The following is a 20,397-nucleotide window of genomic DNA, read 5'->3' on the forward strand; positions in this document are numbered from 1 at the left end:
GGTGCGCCAATGGCCCTCTCGTCCGGCTGCCGCCACCTTTTCCCCGAGGGGACAAGGGGATAACGCTCCCGCGCCATTCTTATCTCACTGTTCAATGCCAGGCGAAGCATCGCCACGAGTTTCTTCTCCCCAGCGGGGGAGAAGGTGCCGGCAGGCGGATGAGGGGGCGGCAGGGCGCGAAGGCCAGACGCCCGTTCATCCATACCCCATCAATGATGAAACAGCACACTCGCCCCCTGATCCGCCGGCCCCGCAGCATGGCGGAACGGTGCAAAGAGCTCGCGGCCCATGCCGAATTCGTTAGCGGAAAGATCGATCCTCTCCGGCTCGCGCTCGGCCATATCGGCGGCGTCGACCAGCACTTCCAGCGTGCCGGCTACCGCATCGATGCGGATCATGTCGCCTTCCCTAATGCGAGCGATCGGCCCACCGTCGACGGCTTCCGGCGTCACATGGATCGCCGCCGGGATCTTGCCTGAGGCACCCGACATGCGCCCGTCGGTCAGAAGCGCCACGCGGAAGCCGCGGTCCTGCAGGACGCCGAGCGCCGGCGTCAGCTTGTGCAGTTCCGGCATGCCGTTCGCCTTCGGTCCCTGGAAGCGCACGACGGCGACGAAATCGCGGTTGAGCTTGCCGTCCTTGAAAGCCTGCTGCATTTCCAACTGGTCGTGGAAAATGATGGCGGGAGCCTCGATGATATGACGCTCCGGCTTGACGGCGGAGATCTTGATGACCGCCTTGCCGATATTGCCGCGCAGCATCTTCAGCCCGCCAGTTGGCTGGAAGGGCGTGTCGACGCCGGTAAGCACCTTCGGATCGGCGCTCTTCTCGGCCGTCCGTTCGCGCTTGACAGCGCCGTTCCCGTCGAGCTTCACGTCGATCGAGTAGGCGTCGAGCCCGTGGCCGAAGACGGTGCGGACGTCGTCATGGATAAGCCCGTGCTTCAAGAGCTCCTTGATCAGGAAACCCATGCCGCCGGCGGCGTGGAAATGGTTCACGTCGGCAAGCCCGTTCGGATAGACGCGCGCCAGCAGCGGGACGTGATCCGAAAGCTCGGAAATATCCTGCCAGGTGAGCAATATGCCGGCCGCGCGCGCCATGGCGACGAGGTGCATCGTGTGGTTCGTCGAGCCGCCGGTCGCATGCAGGCCGACAACGCCGTTGACGATCGATCGCTCGTCGATCATCTCGCCCGCCGGCGTGAATTCGTTGCCGAGTGCTGATATGGCAAGCGCCCGCTTGGTCGCCTCTCGGGTCAACGCATCGCGCAGCGGCGTGTTGGGATTGACGAAGGACGCGCCGGGCATATGGAAGCCCATGATCTCCATCAGCATCTGGTTGGAATTGGCCGTGCCGTAGAAGGTACAGGTACCGGGACCGTGATAGGACTTGGATTCCGCTTCCAGAAGCTCCGGCCGACCGACCTTGCCCTCGGCAAAAAGCTGGCGCACGCGCGACTTCTCGTCGTTTGCGAGGCCCGAGGTCATCGGCCCGGCCGGAATGAAGATCGCAGGTAGATGACCGAAGGAGAGTGCAGCGATGACGAGGCCCGGCACGATTTTGTCGCAGACGCCGAGGAACAGCGCTGCATCGAACATGTTGTGCGACAGGCCGACACCCGCCGACATCGCGATCAGGTCACGGGAAAACAGCGACAGTTCCATGCCCGGCTGGCCCTGCGTGACGCCGTCGCACATGGCAGGCACCCCGCCGGCAACCTGCGCGATGCCGCCGGCCTCGGCCGCTGCCGCGCGGATGATTGCAGGATAGGTCTCGAACGGCTGGTGGGCCGAGAGCATGTCGTTATAGGAGGTGATGATCCCGAGATTGGGAACATGGTCGCCCGCAAGCGCCTCCTTCTCGGAGGTGGAACAGACCGCAAAGCCATGGGCAAGGTTGGCGCAACCGAGCACGCTGCGTTGGGCACCCTTTGATGCGGCGCTGCGCAGACGTGCGAGATAGGCTTCCCGCGTAGGCTTCGAGCGCTCGACAATGCGTGCGGTAATCGCGGAAATGCGTGCGTCAGCGGACATGGTTACCCCCTGGCTGGTTGTTCGCAGGCCGCTACGATCATCGAGCCGCCGGCATGGATTGAAGACAAAGACTATCCGTCCGCGCGCCCGAGGGCGCACGGCATATTGCACATTTTGTTCGCATCAGCTCCGACGCTGCCCGAAGGCGGCCTTTAGGGAGCCCAGTATATCTCGACTGTGGAAGCCGCCCGACGCAGGAAGGAGCGGATCGGCATTTCCATTTCGTCGCCCGGCCCTTCGGCCTTGGCGAGCACATCCTTCTTGCTGTCGCCCTCGATATGGAGAACCAGCAGTTTGGCATCCTGAAGGCTGGAGAAGGTGAAGGTCAGGCGCGGTTCGCCCGCACCTTCCGCTTCCATCGTCATGACGCCGCGCGGCGTCTTCGGATCGAGCGCGGTGGCAAGATTATTGCCGCCTGGGAAGAACGAAGCGGTATGGCCATCGCCACCCATGCCGACGATGGCGACGTCGAACGGATTGCAGATGCCCTTCGTCTTCTCGGTGACGATGGCGGCGGCTTCCTGAACGGTTGCCGCCTCATGATAGAGCGGGATGAAGGTCGCTGCCGCAGCCTTGTCCTTCAGCAGGTTGTCCTTGACCAGCTGATGGTTCGAGCGCGGATTTTCGATGGGCACGAAACGCTCGTCGACGAGCGTGATCGTCACCTTTGCCCAGTCGATGGCGCGCGATGACAGCTCACCGAAAAAGGCCTTCGGCGTCGAGCCGCCGGAGACCGCAATGCTTGCGGAGCCGCGGGCCGAGATGGTGGCAGAGAGTGTCTCGGCCACTTTGTCCGCGAGTTTGGCGGCAAGTTCCGCGCCGCTGGCAAATGCATTCATGTTCGCTGTCATCGCTATCACCTTACAGGTCGTCGTGCCATGTGCGGCCATCGCGCTCAATCAGCGCGATCGCCTGGCTTGGGCCCCATGTGCCGGCTGTGTAGCCCTGCACCTGCTGGCCGGCTTCTTCCCAGCCCTTGAGGATCGGATCGACCCACTTCCACGCCGCTTCGACTTCGTCACGGCGCATGAACAGGGTCTGGTTCGCACGGACGACGTCCATCAACAGGCGCTCGTAGGCGTCGGGGTTGCGGACGTTGAAGGAAGACGCAAAGCTCATGTCGAGCGAGACGTTGCGCAGGCGCATGCCGCCCGGACCCGGATCCTTAATCATCAGCGACTGCTTGACGCCTTCGTCCGGCTGCAGGCGGATGATCAACTGGTTCTGGTTGATGCGGCCGGCGGAGCTATCGAAGACCGAGTGCGGGATCGGCTTGAAGGTGATGACGATTTCCGACACGCGGCCGGCGAGACGCTTGCCGGTGCGGATGTAGAAGGGAACGCCGGCCCAGCGCCAGTTGTTGATCTCCGCCTTGATGGCGACGAAGGTCTCGGTGTTGGAAACGCCGCCTTCCAGCTCGTCGAGGTAGCCCTTGACGGCTCCGCCTGCAGAGGCGCCGGCGCGGTATTGGCCGCGAACGGTGTAGTGCTCGACATTCGAAGCATCGATCGGCTTCAGCGCGCGCAGAACCTTAAGCTTCTCGTCGCGAACGGCCTCGGAGTCCATCGAGGAGGGAACTTCCATCGCCGTCAGGCAGACGAGCTGCATGATGTGGTTCTGCACCATGTCGCGCAGAGCGCCTGCGGTGTCATAATAGCCTGCACGGCCTTCCAGACCGACGGTTTCGGCAACCGTGATCTGGACGTGGTCGATGTGGTCGGCATTCCACAGCGGCTCATAGAGCGCGTTTGCGAAGCGCAGCGCCATCAGGTTCTGCACCGTCTCTTTGCCGAGATAGTGGTCGATACGGTAGATCTGCTCTTCCTTGAAGACCCGGCCGATCGTGTCGTTCAGCTGCAGGGCGGATGCGAGGTCGCGGCCGATAGGCTTTTCGACGACGATGCGGGTCGACTTGGTGATCAGCTTGTGCTCGTGGATCTTCTGCGAGATATCGCCGAAAATGCCGGGTGCGACCGCAAGGTAGAAGGCGCGGACGCGATCCTTGCCCTCATCGAGAAGCTTCTTCAGCTTGTCCCAGCCACTGTCGGTCTTGGCATCGACGGGCACGTAGAATAGGCGGGCGCAGAACTTGGCGACTTCAGCCTCGTCATATTCGCCCTTCTTGAGGTGCTCCTTCAGAGCATCCTGCGCGAACTTGCGGTATTCGTCATCGGAAAGCGCGCTGCGCGAGGCACCGATGATCCGGGTCGGCTCGCTGAACTGGCCTTCGATCTGGCGATGATAGAGGGCGGGGAGGAGTTTGCGCTCGGCGAGGTCGCCGCTACCGCCGAAAACGACATAGTCAAATGGCTCAACGGGAATGATTTGGCTGCTCATGAGGTATCTCTCAATCAGACTTGGTTGAGGCCTCTTTTAATCTAATCGATTTAAAAAGGCCAGTGTGCATTGCGGTGAATCTCAATCCTGCTTGTAAAACGGATTCCTCCAAGAGGAAACCGCGACTTGTCAAAACCTGTCGCGCAACGCAAACCAGGTAAGCGCCAGGAAGAGCAGGGGGCTGCGCATGCGGCGGCCTCCCGGAAACGGCGGAATGTCCAGCGCCTTGAAAAGATCAAGTTCGCCGGGACGCCCCAGCACCGATTCAGCGTAAAGCCTACCGCAGTAATTTGACAACATGACGCCATGACCGGAATAGCCTCCGATCGAGGTCACGCCGGGCATGACGTCGCGCACGAAAAGCTGGCGCGGCATCGTGATTCCAACAGTGCCGCCCCAGGCGTGGGTGATCTCGATCTCATTCAGGGCCGGATAGATTTCGGCGATCTGGCGGCGGATATGCTGCGTGATGTCGCGCGGATTGTCCGATGTATAGGCCTCGCGTCCGCCGAAGAGCAGCCGCCCGTCGATCGACTTGCGGAAATAGCGAACGACGAAACGGGAATCGGCCACCGCCTCGCCGCCGGGCAGGATATCGGGATATCGGTCGAGAGGGGCAGTCGCGCCGATGAAGGAGCGGATCGGCATGACATGGCTTGCCGTGATCGGTTCGAGGTCGCCAATATGGCCGTTGCAGGCGATCAGAACCCGGTCGGCGGTAATCGTGCCGGCCGATGTCTCGATGACGGTCGCGCCGCCGGATTTCCGGATCGCCGTCGCGCTGGTCATCTCGAACAGGGCAGCGCCCGCAGCCTTTGCCACGCGCGCCAGCCCGACCAAAAGCTTCAGCGGGTGGATATGCCCGGTGCCCATGTCGCGAACGCCGCCATAATAGCGTTGCGAGCCCAGCCGCTCCCGTGTCTCGGCCTCGTCCATGAAATGCGCATGCGGATAGTCATAGCGCTCTGCTGCGATCCTGGCATTTTCGGCGTAGCTGCGGACATAACTCCGCTTGTGCGCCACATTCATTTGGCCGGGGATGAAATCGATGTCGATGGCGTGTTCCCGGGCAAAGTCCAGAAGATGCTGCTTGGCGCGCTCGGCAAGATCGAATAGCGCCTTCGAGCGCTCGTATCCGAGCGTCTCTTCCATCTCCTCCGGCCACCAGCGCTGTCCCGTGCCGAGCTGGCCGCCATTGCGCCCGGAAGCGCCGTCGCCGAAGCGGTTGGCGTCGATCAGCACGACGTCGACGCCCGCCTTTGCCAGCGTATAGGCCGCCTGCAGACCGGTATAGCCGCCGCCGATGATGGCAATGTCCGCTTGCCGCGACCCATCGAGGGCGGGATAGGTCTCTCGATCGCCGACCGTTGCCTGATAGAGCGATAGGCCGGGCGCGATGGGGCTCTGCCACGTCTGCTGCAGCTTCATGGGGAATGCTCCCTCACACGTTGAGCAGAAGGAATTCCCGCTCCCAGGGGCTGATCACCTGCATGAAGGTTTCGAATTCGCCCCGTTTGACGCCGGCATAGAGCCCGATGAATTCCTTGCCGAAGACCTCCTCGAAGGCTTCTTCCTCCTCCATCAGGGCGACGGCTTCCAGAAGCCCGCGCGGCAGGTCGATCGATCCTTCGTTGGCCGCATCGTCCGTCGGCGCCGTCGGCTCGATCTCCTTCATGATGCCGAGCAGGCCCGAAGCAAGAGAGGCGGCAAGCGCCAGATAGGGATTGGCATCGGAACTCGGCAGACGGTTCTCGACGCGGCGCGCCTGTGGATCGGAAACCGGCACGCGGAATGCCGTGGTGCGGTTGTCGTAACCCCAGGCGTTGTTGACCGGGCAGGACATGTTCGGCGCCAGCCGGCGATAGGAGTTGACGTAGGGCGCAAGCATCGCCAGCGCATTCGGCACGAATTTCTGCATGCCGCCGATGAAATGGAAGAATTCCTTCGAGGGCGAACCATCCGCGTTCGAGAAGACATTCTTGCCGGTCTCGATATTGACCACCGACTGGTGGATATGCATCGCCGATCCCGGCTGCCCCTGCATCGGCTTCGCCATGAAGGTGGCATAGATATTGTGCTTCAGCGCTGCCTCGCGGATCGTGCGCTTGAACAGGAAGACCTGGTCGGCAAGCTCGATCGGATCGCCGTGGCGTAGGTTGATCTCGAGCTGCGCCGGTCCTTCCTCATGGATCAGCGTATCGATCTCCAGCCCCTGTTTCTCGGAGAAGTGATAGATATCATCGATCAGCTCGTCGAATTCGTTGATGCCGGCGATCGAATAACCCTGTCCGCCAAGGATGGAGCGGCCAGACCGGCCCTTCGGCGGACGCAGCGGGTAGTCCGGGTCGTCATTGGTCCCAACCAGATAGAATTCGATCTCGGGCGCCACGACAGGCTTCCAGCCTCGGTCCGCATAGAGCGCCAGAATGCGCTTCAGCACGTTGCGCGGCGTATAGGATACTTCCTGGCCCTCGGAATTGACGATGTCGCAGATCACCTGCGCCGTCGGATCCGTCTCCCAAGGTACGACCGATAGCGTCGAAAGATCGGGCACGAGCTTCAGGTCGCTGTCGCGCGGCTCGTAGCGGAAGCTCTCGGTTTCCTCGGGGTATTCGCCCGATATCGTGTGGCGATAGATGGCCGAGGGCAGCGCCAGCGAGGTGTTGGAGGTGAACTTGGAGGTCGGCATCATCTTGCCGCGCGGCACGCCGGCAAGATCGGGCGTGATGCATTCTATGTCCTCGATCCCGCGCATCCGCAGCCATTGCGCTGCGTCCTTCCAGTTGTTGACGCCACGGGCCGAACGGAGGCTGGGTGGCATGGTCACGACTTTCGAAACCTGTTTGGAAGCTTTCAGCGGAGTCTTCTTGGCGGGCATAAAACACCGTCATCGGGTTGGTCGGAATTGTCATCATAACCGCAGTTTGGCAATTGGCGAGGGGGTGGCGGCGTTGACATTCGCTCCCTGATGGAAAAATGAGAGCGTCGGACACTAAAAGGAATGTGGTTTGGCTCAGAAATGCGATGTAGTCGTCATCGGCGCGGGCGCAGCGGGAATGATGTGCGCCATTCGCGCCGGCAGGCGCGGGCGCTCGGTGACAGTGCTCGATCATGCCGCTGCACCCGGTGAGAAGATCCGCATTTCCGGCGGCGGCCGTTGCAACTTCACCAATATAAACGCCGGCCCGAAGAACTTTCTCTCCGCCAACCCGCATTTCGCCAAGTCGGCGCTTGCGCGGTTCACGCCGCAGGATTTCATTGCCATGGTCGAACGCTATGGCATCGCCTGGCATGAGAAGACGCTCGGCCAGCTCTTCTGCGATGAAAGCGCCAAGGACATCATCCGCATGCTTGTCGACGAGATGCGGTCAGCCTCCGTCGATCTCAGGTTGCGAACGGAGATCGCCTCGGTCGAGCGCCATGGAGACGGTTTCCGCATCCACGCATCGGATGGCCCGATCGACGCAACCTCCCTGGTCATCGCAAGCGGTGGCAAATCGATCCCGAAAATGGGAGCGTCAGGCTTTGCCTATCGCATCGCCGAGCAATTCTCGCTGCCCGTCGTGGAGACACGCCCAGGCCTCGTGCCGCTCACCATCGAGCCCTCCCTGCTGCAGCGGTTGACGCCACTGTCGGGCATTGCGGCGCCTGCCGAAATTCGCCACGGCAAGACCTCGTTTCGCGAAGCATTGCTCTTTACCCATCGTGGTCTGAGCGGACCGGCGATCCTGCAGATTTCCTCCTATTGGCGGGAAGGGGATGAGATATCGATCGGCATCGAACCCGATATCGACGTCTTCGAACACCTGAAGGCGGCACGACAGGCCAATGGCCGCCAATCCGCCCAGACCGCTCTTGCGGAGATCCTGCCGAAACGTCTTGCGCAACATGTGGTCGAGGCGGAAGAGATGGACGGCAACATGGCCGATCAGTCCGACAAGCGTCTGCAGCGCCTCGCGGCATCGGTCCAGGACTGGCGGATCAAGCCATCGGGCTCGGAAGGATATCGCACGGCCGAGGTTACGCTTGGCGGCATCGATACGGCGTGCCTCGATTCCCGCAGCATGCAGGTCAAGACAATCCCCGGCCTCTTCTTCATCGGCGAATGCGTCGATGTCACGGGCTGGCTCGGCGGCTACAATTTTCAGTGGGCCTGGGCATCGGGATTTGTTGCGGGAGAGGCTGCCTGACGGCTTGCTTGCCGCCCTGCTTGCAAGCCTGTCTGACCGCTGAGCCGGCTACGTCTTCTTCACCATCGAGTTCAAGACTTCCTTAAGGGACCTGCGCCATTCTGTCCCGATGTCGTCAGCTGCACGATTTCCTATATTAGCAGTTGCCGGTCTGCCGCATTAGCGGTTATCGTGTCGGTGTGAAATGGGAAACGGACTCATGAACAAGATCAAGCGCGCTCGCGCCATCGCAATTGCTGATACCCAGACAAACACAAAATTGCTGGCTGCCCGGCTTTTGATGCTGGCGACCGGCGTGACCGCTGCCTGCATTGCCTATCTGGCGGCACGCAGCTTCTGATTATTCCGGTCTGATTTTTATCGAAGCACTGCCGCATTTGCTTGCGCTGTGCATGTATAGACTGGCTTATACTTGCCGATCGGCGACCTTTCAGCGCAATGCTTGGATTTAAGTCCCACTGCTGTTTCGCGCTACGACCCCTTATCTGAAAATTAATATATGCCCTCCAAAATCTCGTCAACGATAAAGGGGGTTCTAATCGATTAGAACCTGGCAATGATTGCCTTCGTCACCGACGAAACCCCGCCCTGTCAAAAATCCGAGGTTGCTGTTGTGCACCCAGTCAACGCCGTGCAGGCGTCGGCGGGGGAGAGGTGTATGAAAGGCCCGAGCCACCATGTTCATCGATAAGATTCTTTCCCGCTTCAAAATCCAGACGAAGGTTCTGCTCTTCGTCCTGCCTTTCGTCATCAGCATTTCAGCGGTCGGATTGACCGGCCTTTATGCCTCCGGCCTTCTGCAGGGGCGCATGGAGATATCAAACAACGTCCTGCAGTCGCTGACGGGGTTCAAAAACCTCTATAGCTCCATGGACGACTTCCTGCGCATCACCAACGAGCAGGCTCGCGACAAGCTCTATGCCGACGTCAAGTCGCAGGGCTCGGTGCTCGATGCGACCCTGTCGCAGCTCGGCAAGGATTCCGATGGTCGCGACAGCCTGGCAGATGCCGCCGCCAAGACGGCCGATATCTCCAAGGTGGTCGGCAGCCTCTGGGATCTGCACCAGCAGGAAGTGAACCTTCGCAAATCGATCAGCGACGCGCAGCGCGCCTTGATCGGCGTTCGCTTCAACATCGATTTCGACGCCCAGCAGATGCAGGATTCGGTCCGCACCGACGAGGGCAACGCCACAGCGACGCTTCGCTCGGCCGACCGGCTGCTAAAGGGTGGCGACACGCTCGTCAGCGTTGCCGATGACTTCAACAAGGCGCAGACACCTGCCGACAAGCTGAAGGCGATCAAGGATCGCATCGGCGACGTCGTTAAGGCTCAGCGCTCGATCGCCCTCGCCCTGCCGCAGAACCAGAAGAGCATGGTCGACTCGCTCGCAGGCACGATCAAGGATCTGAATGCCGGCATCGACGCCGCAACCGCATCCACGACCGACGACACCATTGGCGGCATCTCCCGCCTGCTTTCCCGCTTCCGTCAGATGTCGACCTACACGCAGCTGCAGGCGACGCAGATGATGCGGTCGGCCACGACCACCTTTGTTGAGCTTGACAGCCGCGTGGTGCAGACCAACGCCGTCATCGAGGACACCCGCCGCGTCGAGGCCTCGATCTATTCGCTGCAGCTGGTGATGGCGGATTTCCTTGCCGGCATCAACAAGGACAATATGGTTCGTTTCCATCAGGAAATCGCCAAGCTCGGCCAGGATCTCAATACGCTGGACCAGAGTGCTACGGGCATGGATTTCGTCGGCGACATCAACGACGCGATCAACCCGGCTTTGAAGTCGCTCGATAGCGACAGCACCAAGCTTGTCGACACGATCACCCAGCGCACGACACAATATGCAAGCGCCCGCCAGCAGCTCGACGAAGTCTGGGGCAAGCTGACCACCTTTGCTGAAACGCAGAAGCAGAGCGCCGGGGTCGAGCGCGAGCAGGCAAACTGGATCTCGATCCTCGCCACCGTCCTCGGCATCGTCCTTTCGGTCGCCGGCGGCATTGCGCTGGTGCTCACCCTGCAGCGTCCGATCGGCCAGATCACGGCCGCCATGCGTCGCATCGCCGACGGTCTCCTGGAAACCTCGATATCGGGCGAGCAGCGCCGCGACGAAATCGGCGACATGGCCCGTGCCCTTGGCATCTTCAAGGAAAATGCCATCTCCAAGATCCGCATCGAGGAGCAGAGCGATGAGGAACGTGCGGCTGCCGAACACGAACGCCAGCGCAACGATGAAGAGAAGCGCGAACTCGACCGCCAGATCGACTTTGCGGTCAGCGAACTCGCAGCCGGCCTCGAGCGTCTTGCGCATGGCGACATCTCGGCGACCATCGAAACGCCCTTCATCGGCCGTCTCGAACAGCTCCGCCAGGATTTCAACGGCTCGCTCTTGCGCCTTCAGGAAACGCTGAGCCAGGTGCGCGACAATGTGGAGATGATCCAGAGCAACGGCAACCAAATGGCTGCGTCAGCCGAGGATCTTTCCAAGCGCACCGAACAGCAGGCGGCTTCTCTCGAGGAAACCGCAGCCGCCGTCGACGAGATCACGGTCACCGTCCGCTCGTCTGCCGAGCGCGCCAAGGATGCCGATGCGATCGTTCGAGAAGCCAAGCGTAGCGCCGACGATAGTTCCGTGGTCGTCGCCAACGCCATTGACGCCATGGCCCGCATCGAGGATGCCTCGCAGAAGATCGAGCAGATCATCGGCGTCATCGACGAGATCGCCTTCCAGACCAACCTGCTGGCGCTCAACGCCGGTATTGAAGCAGCCCGCGCCGGTGAAGCCGGCAAGGGCTTCGCAGTCGTCGCCATGGAAGTCCGCGAACTCGCCCAGCGCTCCGCCGATGCGGCAAGGGAGATCAAGGGTCTCATCAATACCTCGTCTCGCGAAGTGAATTCCGGATCACAGTTCGTGCAGGAAGCGGGTACGGTTCTGGCGCAGATCAGCGGCCAGATCGTCACCATCAGCCAGCATGTCGAGATGATCGCCCGCGCTAGCCATGACCAGGCAAGCGCGCTTCAGGAGGTCAACTCATCAGTCAACCAGATGGACCAGATGACCCAGAAGAACGCCGCCATGGTCGAGGAAACCACCGCCTCCAGCCGCGAGCTGGCGAACGAGGCGGATTCGCTCCTGCGGCTCATCCAGCAGTTCAAGATCGATAGCGGCGCCGACCAGTCCTACTACCGCGCCGCCTGAGGATTGCAGGCCACCCATTGAAAAAGCCCGCTGCACGGAGGTGCGGCGGGCTTTTTACTTTCGGAAACTGCCGACTCAGCGCGCGGCGTCGCCCCAGCGATATTCGACCGTTGCATCATCGAGCCGTGCCTTAAGCGCCGGATCGAGGGTAATGTCGATCGCATCGAGTGTGTCGGTCAGCTGTTCGGCACGGCTGGCACCGATGATCGGCGCGGTGATAGTTGGATTGGCCGCGACCCAGGCGATAGCCAGCTTGACCAGCGGAATGCCGCTTTCAGCCGCGATGCCCTTCAGCTTCTCGACCGTCGAGAACTCGCGCTCGTGCCAGTAACGCTCCTGGTATCGGGCGCCGGCATCGCGCATCTGCGAGCTGAAACGGCCTTCCGTCGGCTTGTCGCTGACCTGATGCTTGCCGGTCAGCATCCCGCCGGCGATCGGATTGTAAGGAATGACCGCCAGCCCTTCCTCTGTCGCAAGCGGAAGCAATTCCCGCTCGATCTGGCGGAACAGCAGATTGTAGCGCGGCTGGACCGAAACGAAGCGGGCGACACGCATGACATCGGCACGCCCGAGCGCCCGGGCGAGGCGATAGGCAAGGTAGTTCGAGACGCCGACATAGCGTGCCCTGCCCGACTGCACGATGGTTTCCATCGCCAGCAGCATCTCGTCGAGCGGCGTTTCCTGGTCGTCCGAATGCAGCTGATAGAGGTCGACATAATCGGTGCCGAGACGGCGCAGCGACGCATCGATCGCATCCAGCAGGCTCTTGCGCGATGCACCTTGCTGCCAGGGATGGGCGCCCATCTTGCCGACGGCCTTGGTGGCGATGATGAAATCGTCGCGCTTGCCCTTCAGCCAGCGGCCGACGATGTCCTCCGTCGTGCCGGCGAGCGATGGGCCGCCGCCGAGCGGATAGACGTTTGCCGTGTCGATGAAGTTGACGCCGCCCTCGGCCGCCTTGTCGAGGATCGCGTGCGCGCCCGCCTCTTCGGTCTGGAGCCCGAAGGTCATGGTTCCGAGGCAAAGGCGGGAAACGGTAAGGCCCGTGCTGCCAAACTTGCAATACTGCATCTGAAGCTCCTGAAATGATGAAGTGGCGCCTTGGAGAATCTTCGAATGAAGGGCAGGCGGCGTCGACCTCGCCGTTGAAGACGGCACGGTGACAAGGCTAGCGCCGAATTGCGAAGGGAAAAAGTCACGAATTCGGGATCGGCTCTTCGAGACTGTGGGGCAATTTTCGTTTGCGAAATCGCAAATTCAATCCCTGGTTTATATTTTTTGACATGGTAGAAATAAAATTCCTTCAACGCTGAAGGAATTCAGTCATTGGCGAAGTCCTGGTCGCCGGTACCGCAATATACCTCGCCTTTTTACTGTTCAGGAGGACGATTTTCCTTAACCGTTTTTGTTTACCATGTTGTCCGTTGTATCAATGAGGAATTGTAATGCCGCGCCTGTTCTCCACGTCGATCGTCCGCCAGATCGTTGCGATCACGCTCGCTCTGTTATGCATCAGCACGGCGGTGATCGGCTGCGTCACCTATTACAATCTCAGCGGCTATGTGATGCGCAATGCAGTGTCTGATGCGCGCGATGCCAGCCGCGCCATGGCCGTCCTCTATGGGGCAGCCCTTGCCGATGCCAGGGTCGATATGCGCGACAACGCGCTGTCGGGTGTCACGGAGGACAAGATCCCTGTATTCGCCGACCATTCCATCGTCGATCGTGTCGCCCAGTCGATTGCCGGCGTTGCCACCATCTTCGAAAAGCGCGGCGACAGCTATGTCCGCGTCTCGACCAACCTGAAGAAGGAAAACGGCGACCGCGCCGTCGGCACCAGCCTTGCGCCCGACCATCCGGCCCAGCCGGTGCTTGCTCGGGGCGAGGCCTATTATGGCCCTGCCGATCTCTTCGGCCATAAGTTCATGACCGGCTATTTCCCGATCAAGAATGCATCGGGTGCGAATGTCGGCATCCTCTTCATCGGCATCCCGATGGAAGTCTACTATGCCGACATGCGCGATCTCCAGGTGCTGGTGCTCGGCGTCGGCGCGGCGGTCATGCTCATCGTCTGCGGCCTCGCCTATCTGACGATCCGCAATTCGGTCCGTCCGATCGAGACCCTGACCGGAACCGTCAGCCGCATCGCCAATGGCGACCTGTCGGCGCAGGTGCCTTATATCGAGAAGAAGAACGAGTTCGGCGCCATCGCCCGCGCGCTCTCGATCTTCCGCGACAATGCCCATGCCAAGCAGGAGATGGAAATCCGCGCCTCCGAGCAGCGCGCACTCTCCGAAGCCGAGCGCGCCCGCAACGACGAAGACAAGCGCAACCTCGACAACCAGATCGATTTCGCCGTCACGGAGCTGGCAGCCGGCCTCGGTCGCCTCTCGCGTGGTGATATTTCCCAGACGATCGAAAAGCCCTTCGTCGGCCGCCTGGAACAGCTGCGTACGGATTTCAACGGTTCGCTCTCGCGGCTGCAGGATACGCTGTCGAAGATCAGCGACAATGCCCGCGCCATTCAGAACAACAGCAACTCGATGCTCCATTCCGCCGACGAACTGTCCAAACGGACGGAATCGCAGGCGGCATCGCTGGAACAGACGGCAGCCGCCGTGGATGAGATCACCGTGACAGTCCGCTCCTCGGCCGACCGCGCGCGGGAAGCGAACCAGGCCGTCTCGACCACCAAGAAGACGGCCGACAGCTCCGGCGCCGTCGTCGAGAATGCGATCAGCGCGATGGGCCGCATCGAGGAATCCTCCCAGAAGATCGAGCAGATCATCGAGGTGATCGACGACATCGCCTTCCAGACTAATCTGCTGGCGCTGAACGCAGGCATCGAAGCCGCTCGCGCCGGGGAGGCGGGCAAGGGCTTTGCGGTCGTTGCGATGGAAGTGCGGGAACTTGCGCAGCGCTCGGCCGACGCCGCAAAGGAAATCAAGACGCTGATCAACGATTCCAGCCGCGAAGTCGGCGCCGGCTCCGGTCTCGTTCAGGAGACGGGACGGGTGCTCGCCACGATCAGCCGCGAGATCATCACAATCAGCAGCCATGTCGAAGTGATCGCCACCGCCGCCAAGGACCAGTCGGCAGCGCTGGAAGAGGTCAACGGCGCCGTCAACGCCATGGACCAGATGACGCAGAAGAATGCGTCGATGGTCGAGGAAGCCACCGAATCCAGCCGCCGCTTGGCCCGCGAGGCGGACGACCTGATGGCATTGATCGGCTCGCTGATCGCGGTGACTGCAGGCGGCAGGCCCGGATTGCCTCTATGCTCATCATGTCGCCAGGTTCGTTTGTGGATTCAATCTAGGCGGCGGCCCTTGCGCATAGCTGACGGCCATTGCGCGTTTTACGCGTAGCTAAAATAGACAATTCAAAACTCTGTAAGATCGCGAGGATGGAGGCAAGCCGCGCCGTCTTGCCAAACCTCAACGTCAAGGACATCGTCGGTGCGGCATCTCTCTTCTCCACTCGGGGGTCCGAAGGACGGGGCGAGACCCGCAGCTCGGCCCTGGTCGGTGGCGGCAGCCGGATGAGGGGTTCTTGGCTCCGCCTGCAACACTAGACGAGCTTTCAGTCGTTCGAGCCCCATATCACTCGCGGATAGCCGATAATCCAGATCCATTTCGCCACTCTCTAGGAGGCCCTCATGCCCGGGATTGATGTCGCCACCGTGCCGAAAATCAAAGGTTCCGGCTATCCGAAACCATTCGACAGGCCCTGTGCCGAGCGTGTGCGGCAGCGCCTGGGCAACGCAGGCGGGTTGACGGATTTCGGGGTCAACCTCATGCATCTGCCGCCGGGCGGCTGGTCGAGCCAGCGCCACTGGCATTCGCACGAAGACGAATTGGTCTATGTGCTGGAAGGAGAGTTGACGCTCGTCGAGGATAGCGGGGAAACGGTTCTGCGGGCCGGTGATTGCGCAACCTTTGCCAAAGGTACAGGCAATGGCCACCACATGATCAACAGGTCGGGCGCAATGGCGATCTACCTCGAAGTCGGCTCGCGCCAGCCGTCCGATCTGACGACCTGCTCCGATATAGACATGATGAGTTCGAATGCTGATGGGCGCTTCGTACACAAGGATGGCACGCCCTTTCAGCAGTCGTGAGACATAGGAGATTGGCTGAAACGGGATAGCGTCAGACCTCTGCTGTTACGTCGCATTTACCGTTGCGTACTTCCTTTCGAACCATCGCCATCCGACACTCCAGATCCGAATGGTCGGCGTCATGGGGAGATTTGCGATGCTGCGGAGACGGGATTTTGTGGCAGCGGGCGCGGCCGTCGCCTTTCTGCCTCGGATGCTGATGCCGACTGCGGCGGCGGCGAAGGGGCCAGCGCTGGATGCGACGCCTCAGGAGGCGCGGGCAATCGCCAAGGAGGCAACGATCTACGGCTTCCCGATGGTCGACAACTATCGCATCCAGTATGCCTATTTCGTCGACAAGAAGGACCCGGAATACAAGGGCAACTGGAATACGCTCTTCAATACGGCGAGGGTCTATACGCCTGACGACAAGGCGATCCAGACGCCGAATTCCGATACGCCTTATTCCTCTGTCGGTATCGATCTGCGGGCGGAGCCGCTGGTCTTCACCGTGCCCGAGGTCGAGAAGGGCCGGTACTATTCGATCCAGTTCATCGACATGTACACTTTCAACTTCGCCTATGTCGGCAGCCGCGCCACCGGCAACGAGGCCGGCAAGTTCCTGCTGGTCGGACCCGGCTGGACGGGCGAGACGCCTCCCGGCATCAAGGCAGTCATCCATTGCGAGACGGAACTCGCAATGGCGCTCTATCGCACGCAGCTCTTCAACCCCACCGATATAGACAATGTTAAGAAGATACAGGCCGGCTACAAGGTGGAGCCTCTATCGGCATTTCTCGGCAAGCCTGCGCCCGCGGCAGCGCCGAAGATCGATTTCATCAAGCCGTTGAGCGGCAAGGCGGAGAAGACGTCGCCGCGCTTCTTCGCCGTTCTTAATTTCATCCTGCCGTTCTGCCCAACCAATCCTGCCGAAATTGACATCATGGCGCGCTTCGCCAAGATCGGCGTCGGGGGAGGCAAGGTATTCGATCCGAAGGCGCTGCCGCCAGATCTGCAGAAGGCGATCAAGGCGGGCATGGCCGATGCCTGGGCGGAATTCGCCGACTACAAGAAAACCGAGCTAGATACCGGCAAGCGCTCCAGCGCCAACGGCTTCGGGACACGTGCCTTCCTGAACGGCGACTATATGTCCCGCATGGCGGGCGCAGTGCTCGGCATCTACGGCAACTCCAAGGAAGAGGCGCTCTATCCCGTTTATTTCATCGATTCCCAGGGCAAATCGCTTGATGGCAGCGCAAAATATACAGTGCACTTCGGACCGGACGGATTGCCACCGGTCAATGCCTTCTGGTCGCTGACCCTCTACAAACTCCCATCCAGCCTTCTCAGCGCCAATCCGCTCAATCGCTACCTGATCAACTCGCCGATGCTTCCCGATCTCAAGCGCGACGCCGACGGCGGTATCACCCTCCATATCCAGCACGACTCGCCGGACAAGGACATTGAGGCCAACTGGTTGCCCGCGCCGGAAGGGCCGTTCTTCGTGGTCATGCGTCTCTACTGGCCGAAGCAGGAGGCGATCGACGGAAAATGGAAGGCACCGCCGCTGGAACGCACGAGCTGATCGAGGAGAAGGCCGCCATGACGAATAGATACCTGACCACGGTTGCGTTTCTGGCGCTGATCTGCGCCGGTCCGGCATTCCCGCAGACGAAGGGGGATGCCGTTCCCGTTACGCCGGACAATTTCGTCCGGGCTGAATCCGATCTCTATTTCAGCAACATAGCCAAGGACGACGGCTTCGGAAAATTCATGCACCATCGCCAGCTCAGCCCGATCGACAAGCAGCTCGTCATCCGGACGAACCGCGACACGCTCTATTCCGCTGCAGTCTTCGATCTCGACGCCGGCCCTGTCACCATCACGATGCCGGATGCCGGCAAGCGCTTCATGTCGATGCAGGTGATCGATGAGGATCAATACACGCCCGAGGTCACCTATAAGGCCGGAAGCTATACGCTTTCAAAGGATAAGATCGGCACGCGATATGTGATCGTGGGTGTGCGGACGCTGGTTAACCCGCAAGACCCGGACGACATGAAGCAGGCGCATGACCTGCAGGATGCAATCAAGGTGGAGCAATCCGCGTCCGGCAGTTTCGAGGTTCCGAAATGGGATCAGGTAAGCCAGGCAAAGGTCAGGGCGGCGCTGCTGGAACTTGCCTCGACGCTGCCGGACACGAACCACATGTTCGGGACAAAGGATGAGGTCGATCCCGTTCGACGACTGATCGGCGCTGCCTCCGCGTGGGGCGGCAATCCCGAGAAGGAGGCGATCTATCTCAACGTCACGCCAGACCAGAACGAGGGCAAGACCGTCTACGGTCTCGACGTCAAGGACGTGCCGGTGGACGGCTTCTGGTCGATAAGCGTCTATGACGCGAAGGGCTACTACCGGGCCAACAAGCTGAACGCCTATACGCTGAACAACCTGACGGCCAAAGCAGACGGCGATGGATCGGTGCATGTCCAGTTCGGTGGCTGCGACGGGAAGATTGCCAATTGCCTGCCTATCACCAAGGGCTGGAACTACATGGTGCGCCTCTATCGCCCTTCGCCGGACATCATCGATGGCAAATGGACCTTTCCGAAGGCGGAGCCGGCAGATTGACCCCGCGTATAGTTCAGCCATGCGCCAAGCCCCGACAGATAATGCAGGATACGCTAATATAGATTTCGCCAGCAGAGCTGGGAAAACGGCCCCATTGAAAACCTGAAAGACGACGATTGAGGAGATCGCGATATGAGGAAGTCAATGAAATTTTTGATGGCATTGATGATGGTCGTTTCGCCGGAGGTGGTGGGTGCCATGCCGATGGGCAACATTCCCACGATCCAGATGGCGCCTGCCGGTCCACTTGTCCATAAGGTCGAGGTTATCAGGCGCCATGGCACGACGGTTCGTCGCGGGCCTGCCGGTAACACAGTCGTCCACCACGGCTCGACGACAGTCGCGAGGCGTCCATACTATCGACCCTGGGTCCGCCGGCCATATTACGGGACGGTCGTGGCAGGCGTAGCACTTGGTACCGTCGTTGCCGCAACGGCAGTTGCGGTGGCACCGCGTCCGCCAAGTCCTAGCCTGTGCTGGTACTGGTCCAACAGCTCCCAGACTCGCGGGTACTGGGATTACTGCCGCTGATCGTGCGCTTGCGATGTCCCAACCGCTTGCGAAGCAGGAAGGGTCGCTGAGAGACGACAGGAAAGAAGGCGCCTGCGGTTTCGCAAGCCGGGACCAGCGGGCGTCGGCCTTCCCATTTTCGCAGTTTTGCAAAACCGTCTCGCTCCTCATCTTTCCCCTTGTGGCCGTCCGAATTCCTTTCTAGTCTGACGGGAAAAACAGAGGGTTGGGTATCGCAAAGATGCCCTTGAACGGAACAGGAGAGACAATGAAATCCATTTTCAAGCGCTTGGCAGCGACCGCATTCTTTGCTGTCGGACTGGTAGCCTCCGCCTCCGCCGCAGACCGGGTGGTCAATATTTATAACTGGTCGGACTATATCGACGATTCCGTGCTCGCCGACTTCACCAAGGAAACCGGCATCAAGGTCGTTTACGACACCTTCGATTCCAACGAGACGCTGGAGACCAAGCTGCTCGCGGGCCATACGGGCTATGACGTGGTCGTGCCGAGCGCCGACTTCCTGCAGCGCCAGATCCAGGCCGGCGTATTCCAGAAGCTCGACAAGTCCAAGCTTCCGAACATGTCCAACATGTGGGACATGGTGCAGCAGCGCATCGCAGCTTACGATCCCGGCAACGAATATGCCGTCGACTACATGTGGGGCACCAACGGCATCGGCTACAATGTCGACAAGGTGAAGCAGATTCTCGGCACCGACGCCAAGCCGGGCCTGGAAGTGATCTTCGATCCGAAGATTGCCGCCAAGTTCAAGGATTGCGGCATCTATATTCTTGATGCGCCGAAGGACGTTATCCCCGGGGCTCTGCGTTATCTCGGCCTTGATCCGAATTCCAACAAGCCGGAAGATTTCAAGAAGGTCGAGGAGTTGCTGACCTCGATCCGGCCCTATGTCCGCAAGTTCCACTCCTCCGAATACATCAATGCGCTGGCAAACGGCGACATCTGCGTCGCCTTCGGCTATTCCGGCGACGTACTGCAGGCCCGCAATCGCGCAGCCGATGCCAAGAACGGCGTGAACGTCGACTACTCCATCCCGTCGCAGGGCGCGCAGATGTGGTTCGACGTGATGGCGATCCCGGCCGATGCGCCGCATGTCGCCGAAGCGCATGAATTCCTGAACTACATGATGAAGCCTGAGGTCATCGCCAAGGCATCCAACTTCGTTTCCTATGCCAATGGCAACAAGGCATCGCAGCAGTTCATGAACAAGGAAGTGCTGGACGACACGGCCGTCTATCCGACTGAAGACATGATGAAGAACCTGCTCTTCACCGTGAAGCCATGGGATGCGAAAACGCAGCGTCTCGCGACGCGACTGTGGACCAAGGTCCTGACCGGCCAATAACCGACACATCCGGCCC

The 20,397-nt window shown here is 60.6% G+C and carries 14 protein-coding genes and 1 pseudogene; 9 read left to right on the top strand and 6 right to left on the bottom strand.

All coding sequences use genetic code 11. The features are described 5' to 3' along the window. Positions 1–209: 209 nt before the first annotated feature. From edd to DTW90_RS09170, 5 genes are all read right to left on the bottom strand, one after another. Complete coding sequence (gene edd, locus DTW90_RS09150; RefSeq protein WP_149337786.1) at positions 210–2,033, bottom strand: phosphogluconate dehydratase; 1,824 nt, start codon at positions 2,031–2,033, stop codon at positions 210–212. A gap of 152 nt (positions 2,034–2,185) precedes the next feature. Then, a complete protein-coding gene (gene pgl / locus DTW90_RS09155) occupies positions 2,186–2,884 on the bottom strand; it encodes a 6-phosphogluconolactonase (protein WP_132521246.1) in 699 nt (232 codons plus the stop codon). 10 nt (positions 2,885–2,894) lie between these two features. Beyond that, positions 2,895–4,370 (bottom strand): glucose-6-phosphate dehydrogenase, encoded by a 1,476-nt coding sequence (zwf, locus tag DTW90_RS09160; RefSeq protein ID WP_149337788.1) that lies wholly within the window; start codon positions 4,368–4,370, stop codon positions 2,895–2,897. A 129-nt stretch (positions 4,371–4,499) separates the two neighbouring features. Continuing rightward, on the bottom strand, positions 4,500–5,798 hold the full coding sequence (locus DTW90_RS09165) for an FAD-binding oxidoreductase (protein ID WP_149337790.1): 1,299 nt from the start codon (positions 5,796–5,798) through the stop codon (positions 4,500–4,502). Between the two features lie 13 nt (positions 5,799–5,811). Next, positions 5,812–7,248 carry a glutamine synthetase family protein gene (locus DTW90_RS09170; protein WP_132521252.1) on the bottom strand — a complete coding sequence of 479 codons (1,437 nt, stop codon included), beginning with the start codon at positions 7,246–7,248 and terminating at the stop codon, positions 5,812–5,814. Positions 7,249–7,426: 178 nt separating this feature from the next. Between DTW90_RS09170 and DTW90_RS09175 the strand changes: the two genes are divergently transcribed. The 3 genes from DTW90_RS09175 to DTW90_RS09180 all read left to right on the top strand — a co-directional run bounded on the left by DTW90_RS09175 (position 7,427) and on the right by DTW90_RS09180 (position 11,772). Beyond that, complete coding sequence (locus DTW90_RS09175) at positions 7,427–8,560, top strand: NAD(P)/FAD-dependent oxidoreductase (RefSeq protein WP_246664933.1); 1,134 nt, start codon at positions 7,427–7,429, stop codon at positions 8,558–8,560. A gap of 199 nt (positions 8,561–8,759) precedes the next feature. After that, on the top strand, positions 8,760–8,900 hold the full coding sequence (locus tag DTW90_RS37060; protein ID WP_188079910.1) for a hypothetical protein: 141 nt from the start codon (positions 8,760–8,762) through the stop codon (positions 8,898–8,900). Between the two features lie 337 nt (positions 8,901–9,237). Further along, positions 9,238–11,772 (top strand): HAMP domain-containing methyl-accepting chemotaxis protein, encoded by a 2,535-nt coding sequence (locus tag DTW90_RS09180; RefSeq protein ID WP_149337794.1) that lies wholly within the window; start codon positions 9,238–9,240, stop codon positions 11,770–11,772. A 75-nt stretch (positions 11,773–11,847) separates the two neighbouring features. On the opposite strand, the gene DTW90_RS09185 is transcribed toward DTW90_RS09180, so the two are convergent. Beyond that, positions 11,848–12,843: an aldo/keto reductase gene (locus DTW90_RS09185; protein ID WP_149337796.1), complete on the bottom strand. Its 996-nt coding sequence runs from the start codon at positions 12,841–12,843 to the stop codon at positions 11,848–11,850. A 374-nt stretch (positions 12,844–13,217) separates the two neighbouring features. Between DTW90_RS09185 and DTW90_RS09190 the strand changes: the two are divergent. From DTW90_RS09190 to DTW90_RS09215, 6 genes and pseudogenes are all read left to right on the top strand, one after another. Beyond that, positions 13,218–15,002, top strand: a pseudogene (locus DTW90_RS09190) (methyl-accepting chemotaxis protein); the annotation flags it as partial. Positions 15,003–15,430: 428 nt separating this feature from the next. Beyond that, positions 15,431–15,892 carry a cupin domain-containing protein gene (locus DTW90_RS09195; protein WP_149337800.1) on the top strand — a complete coding sequence of 154 codons (462 nt, stop codon included), beginning with the start codon at positions 15,431–15,433 and terminating at the stop codon, positions 15,890–15,892. Between the two features lie 193 nt (positions 15,893–16,085). Beyond that, complete coding sequence (locus tag DTW90_RS09200) at positions 16,086–17,456, top strand: DUF1254 domain-containing protein (RefSeq protein WP_149338408.1); 1,371 nt, start codon at positions 16,086–16,088, stop codon at positions 17,454–17,456. A 17-nt stretch (positions 17,457–17,473) separates the two neighbouring features. Beyond that, positions 17,474–18,502, top strand: a complete 1,029-nt coding sequence (locus DTW90_RS09205; RefSeq protein WP_149337802.1) for a DUF1254 domain-containing protein — start codon at positions 17,474–17,476, stop codon at positions 18,500–18,502. Between the two features lie 144 nt (positions 18,503–18,646). Beyond that, positions 18,647–19,033 (top strand): hypothetical protein, encoded by a 387-nt coding sequence (locus tag DTW90_RS09210; RefSeq protein ID WP_149337804.1) that lies wholly within the window; start codon positions 18,647–18,649, stop codon positions 19,031–19,033. A 247-nt stretch (positions 19,034–19,280) separates the two neighbouring features. Continuing rightward, positions 19,281–20,381, top strand: a complete 1,101-nt coding sequence (locus DTW90_RS09215) for a polyamine ABC transporter substrate-binding protein (protein WP_149337806.1) — start codon at positions 19,281–19,283, stop codon at positions 20,379–20,381. The last annotated feature ends 16 nt before the right edge of the window (positions 20,382–20,397 follow it).

Origin of the sequence: Neorhizobium sp. P12A, assembly GCF_008365395.1 — a bacterium.
In the GTDB taxonomy this organism is placed as follows: Bacteria; Pseudomonadota; Alphaproteobacteria; order Rhizobiales; family Rhizobiaceae; genus Rhizobium.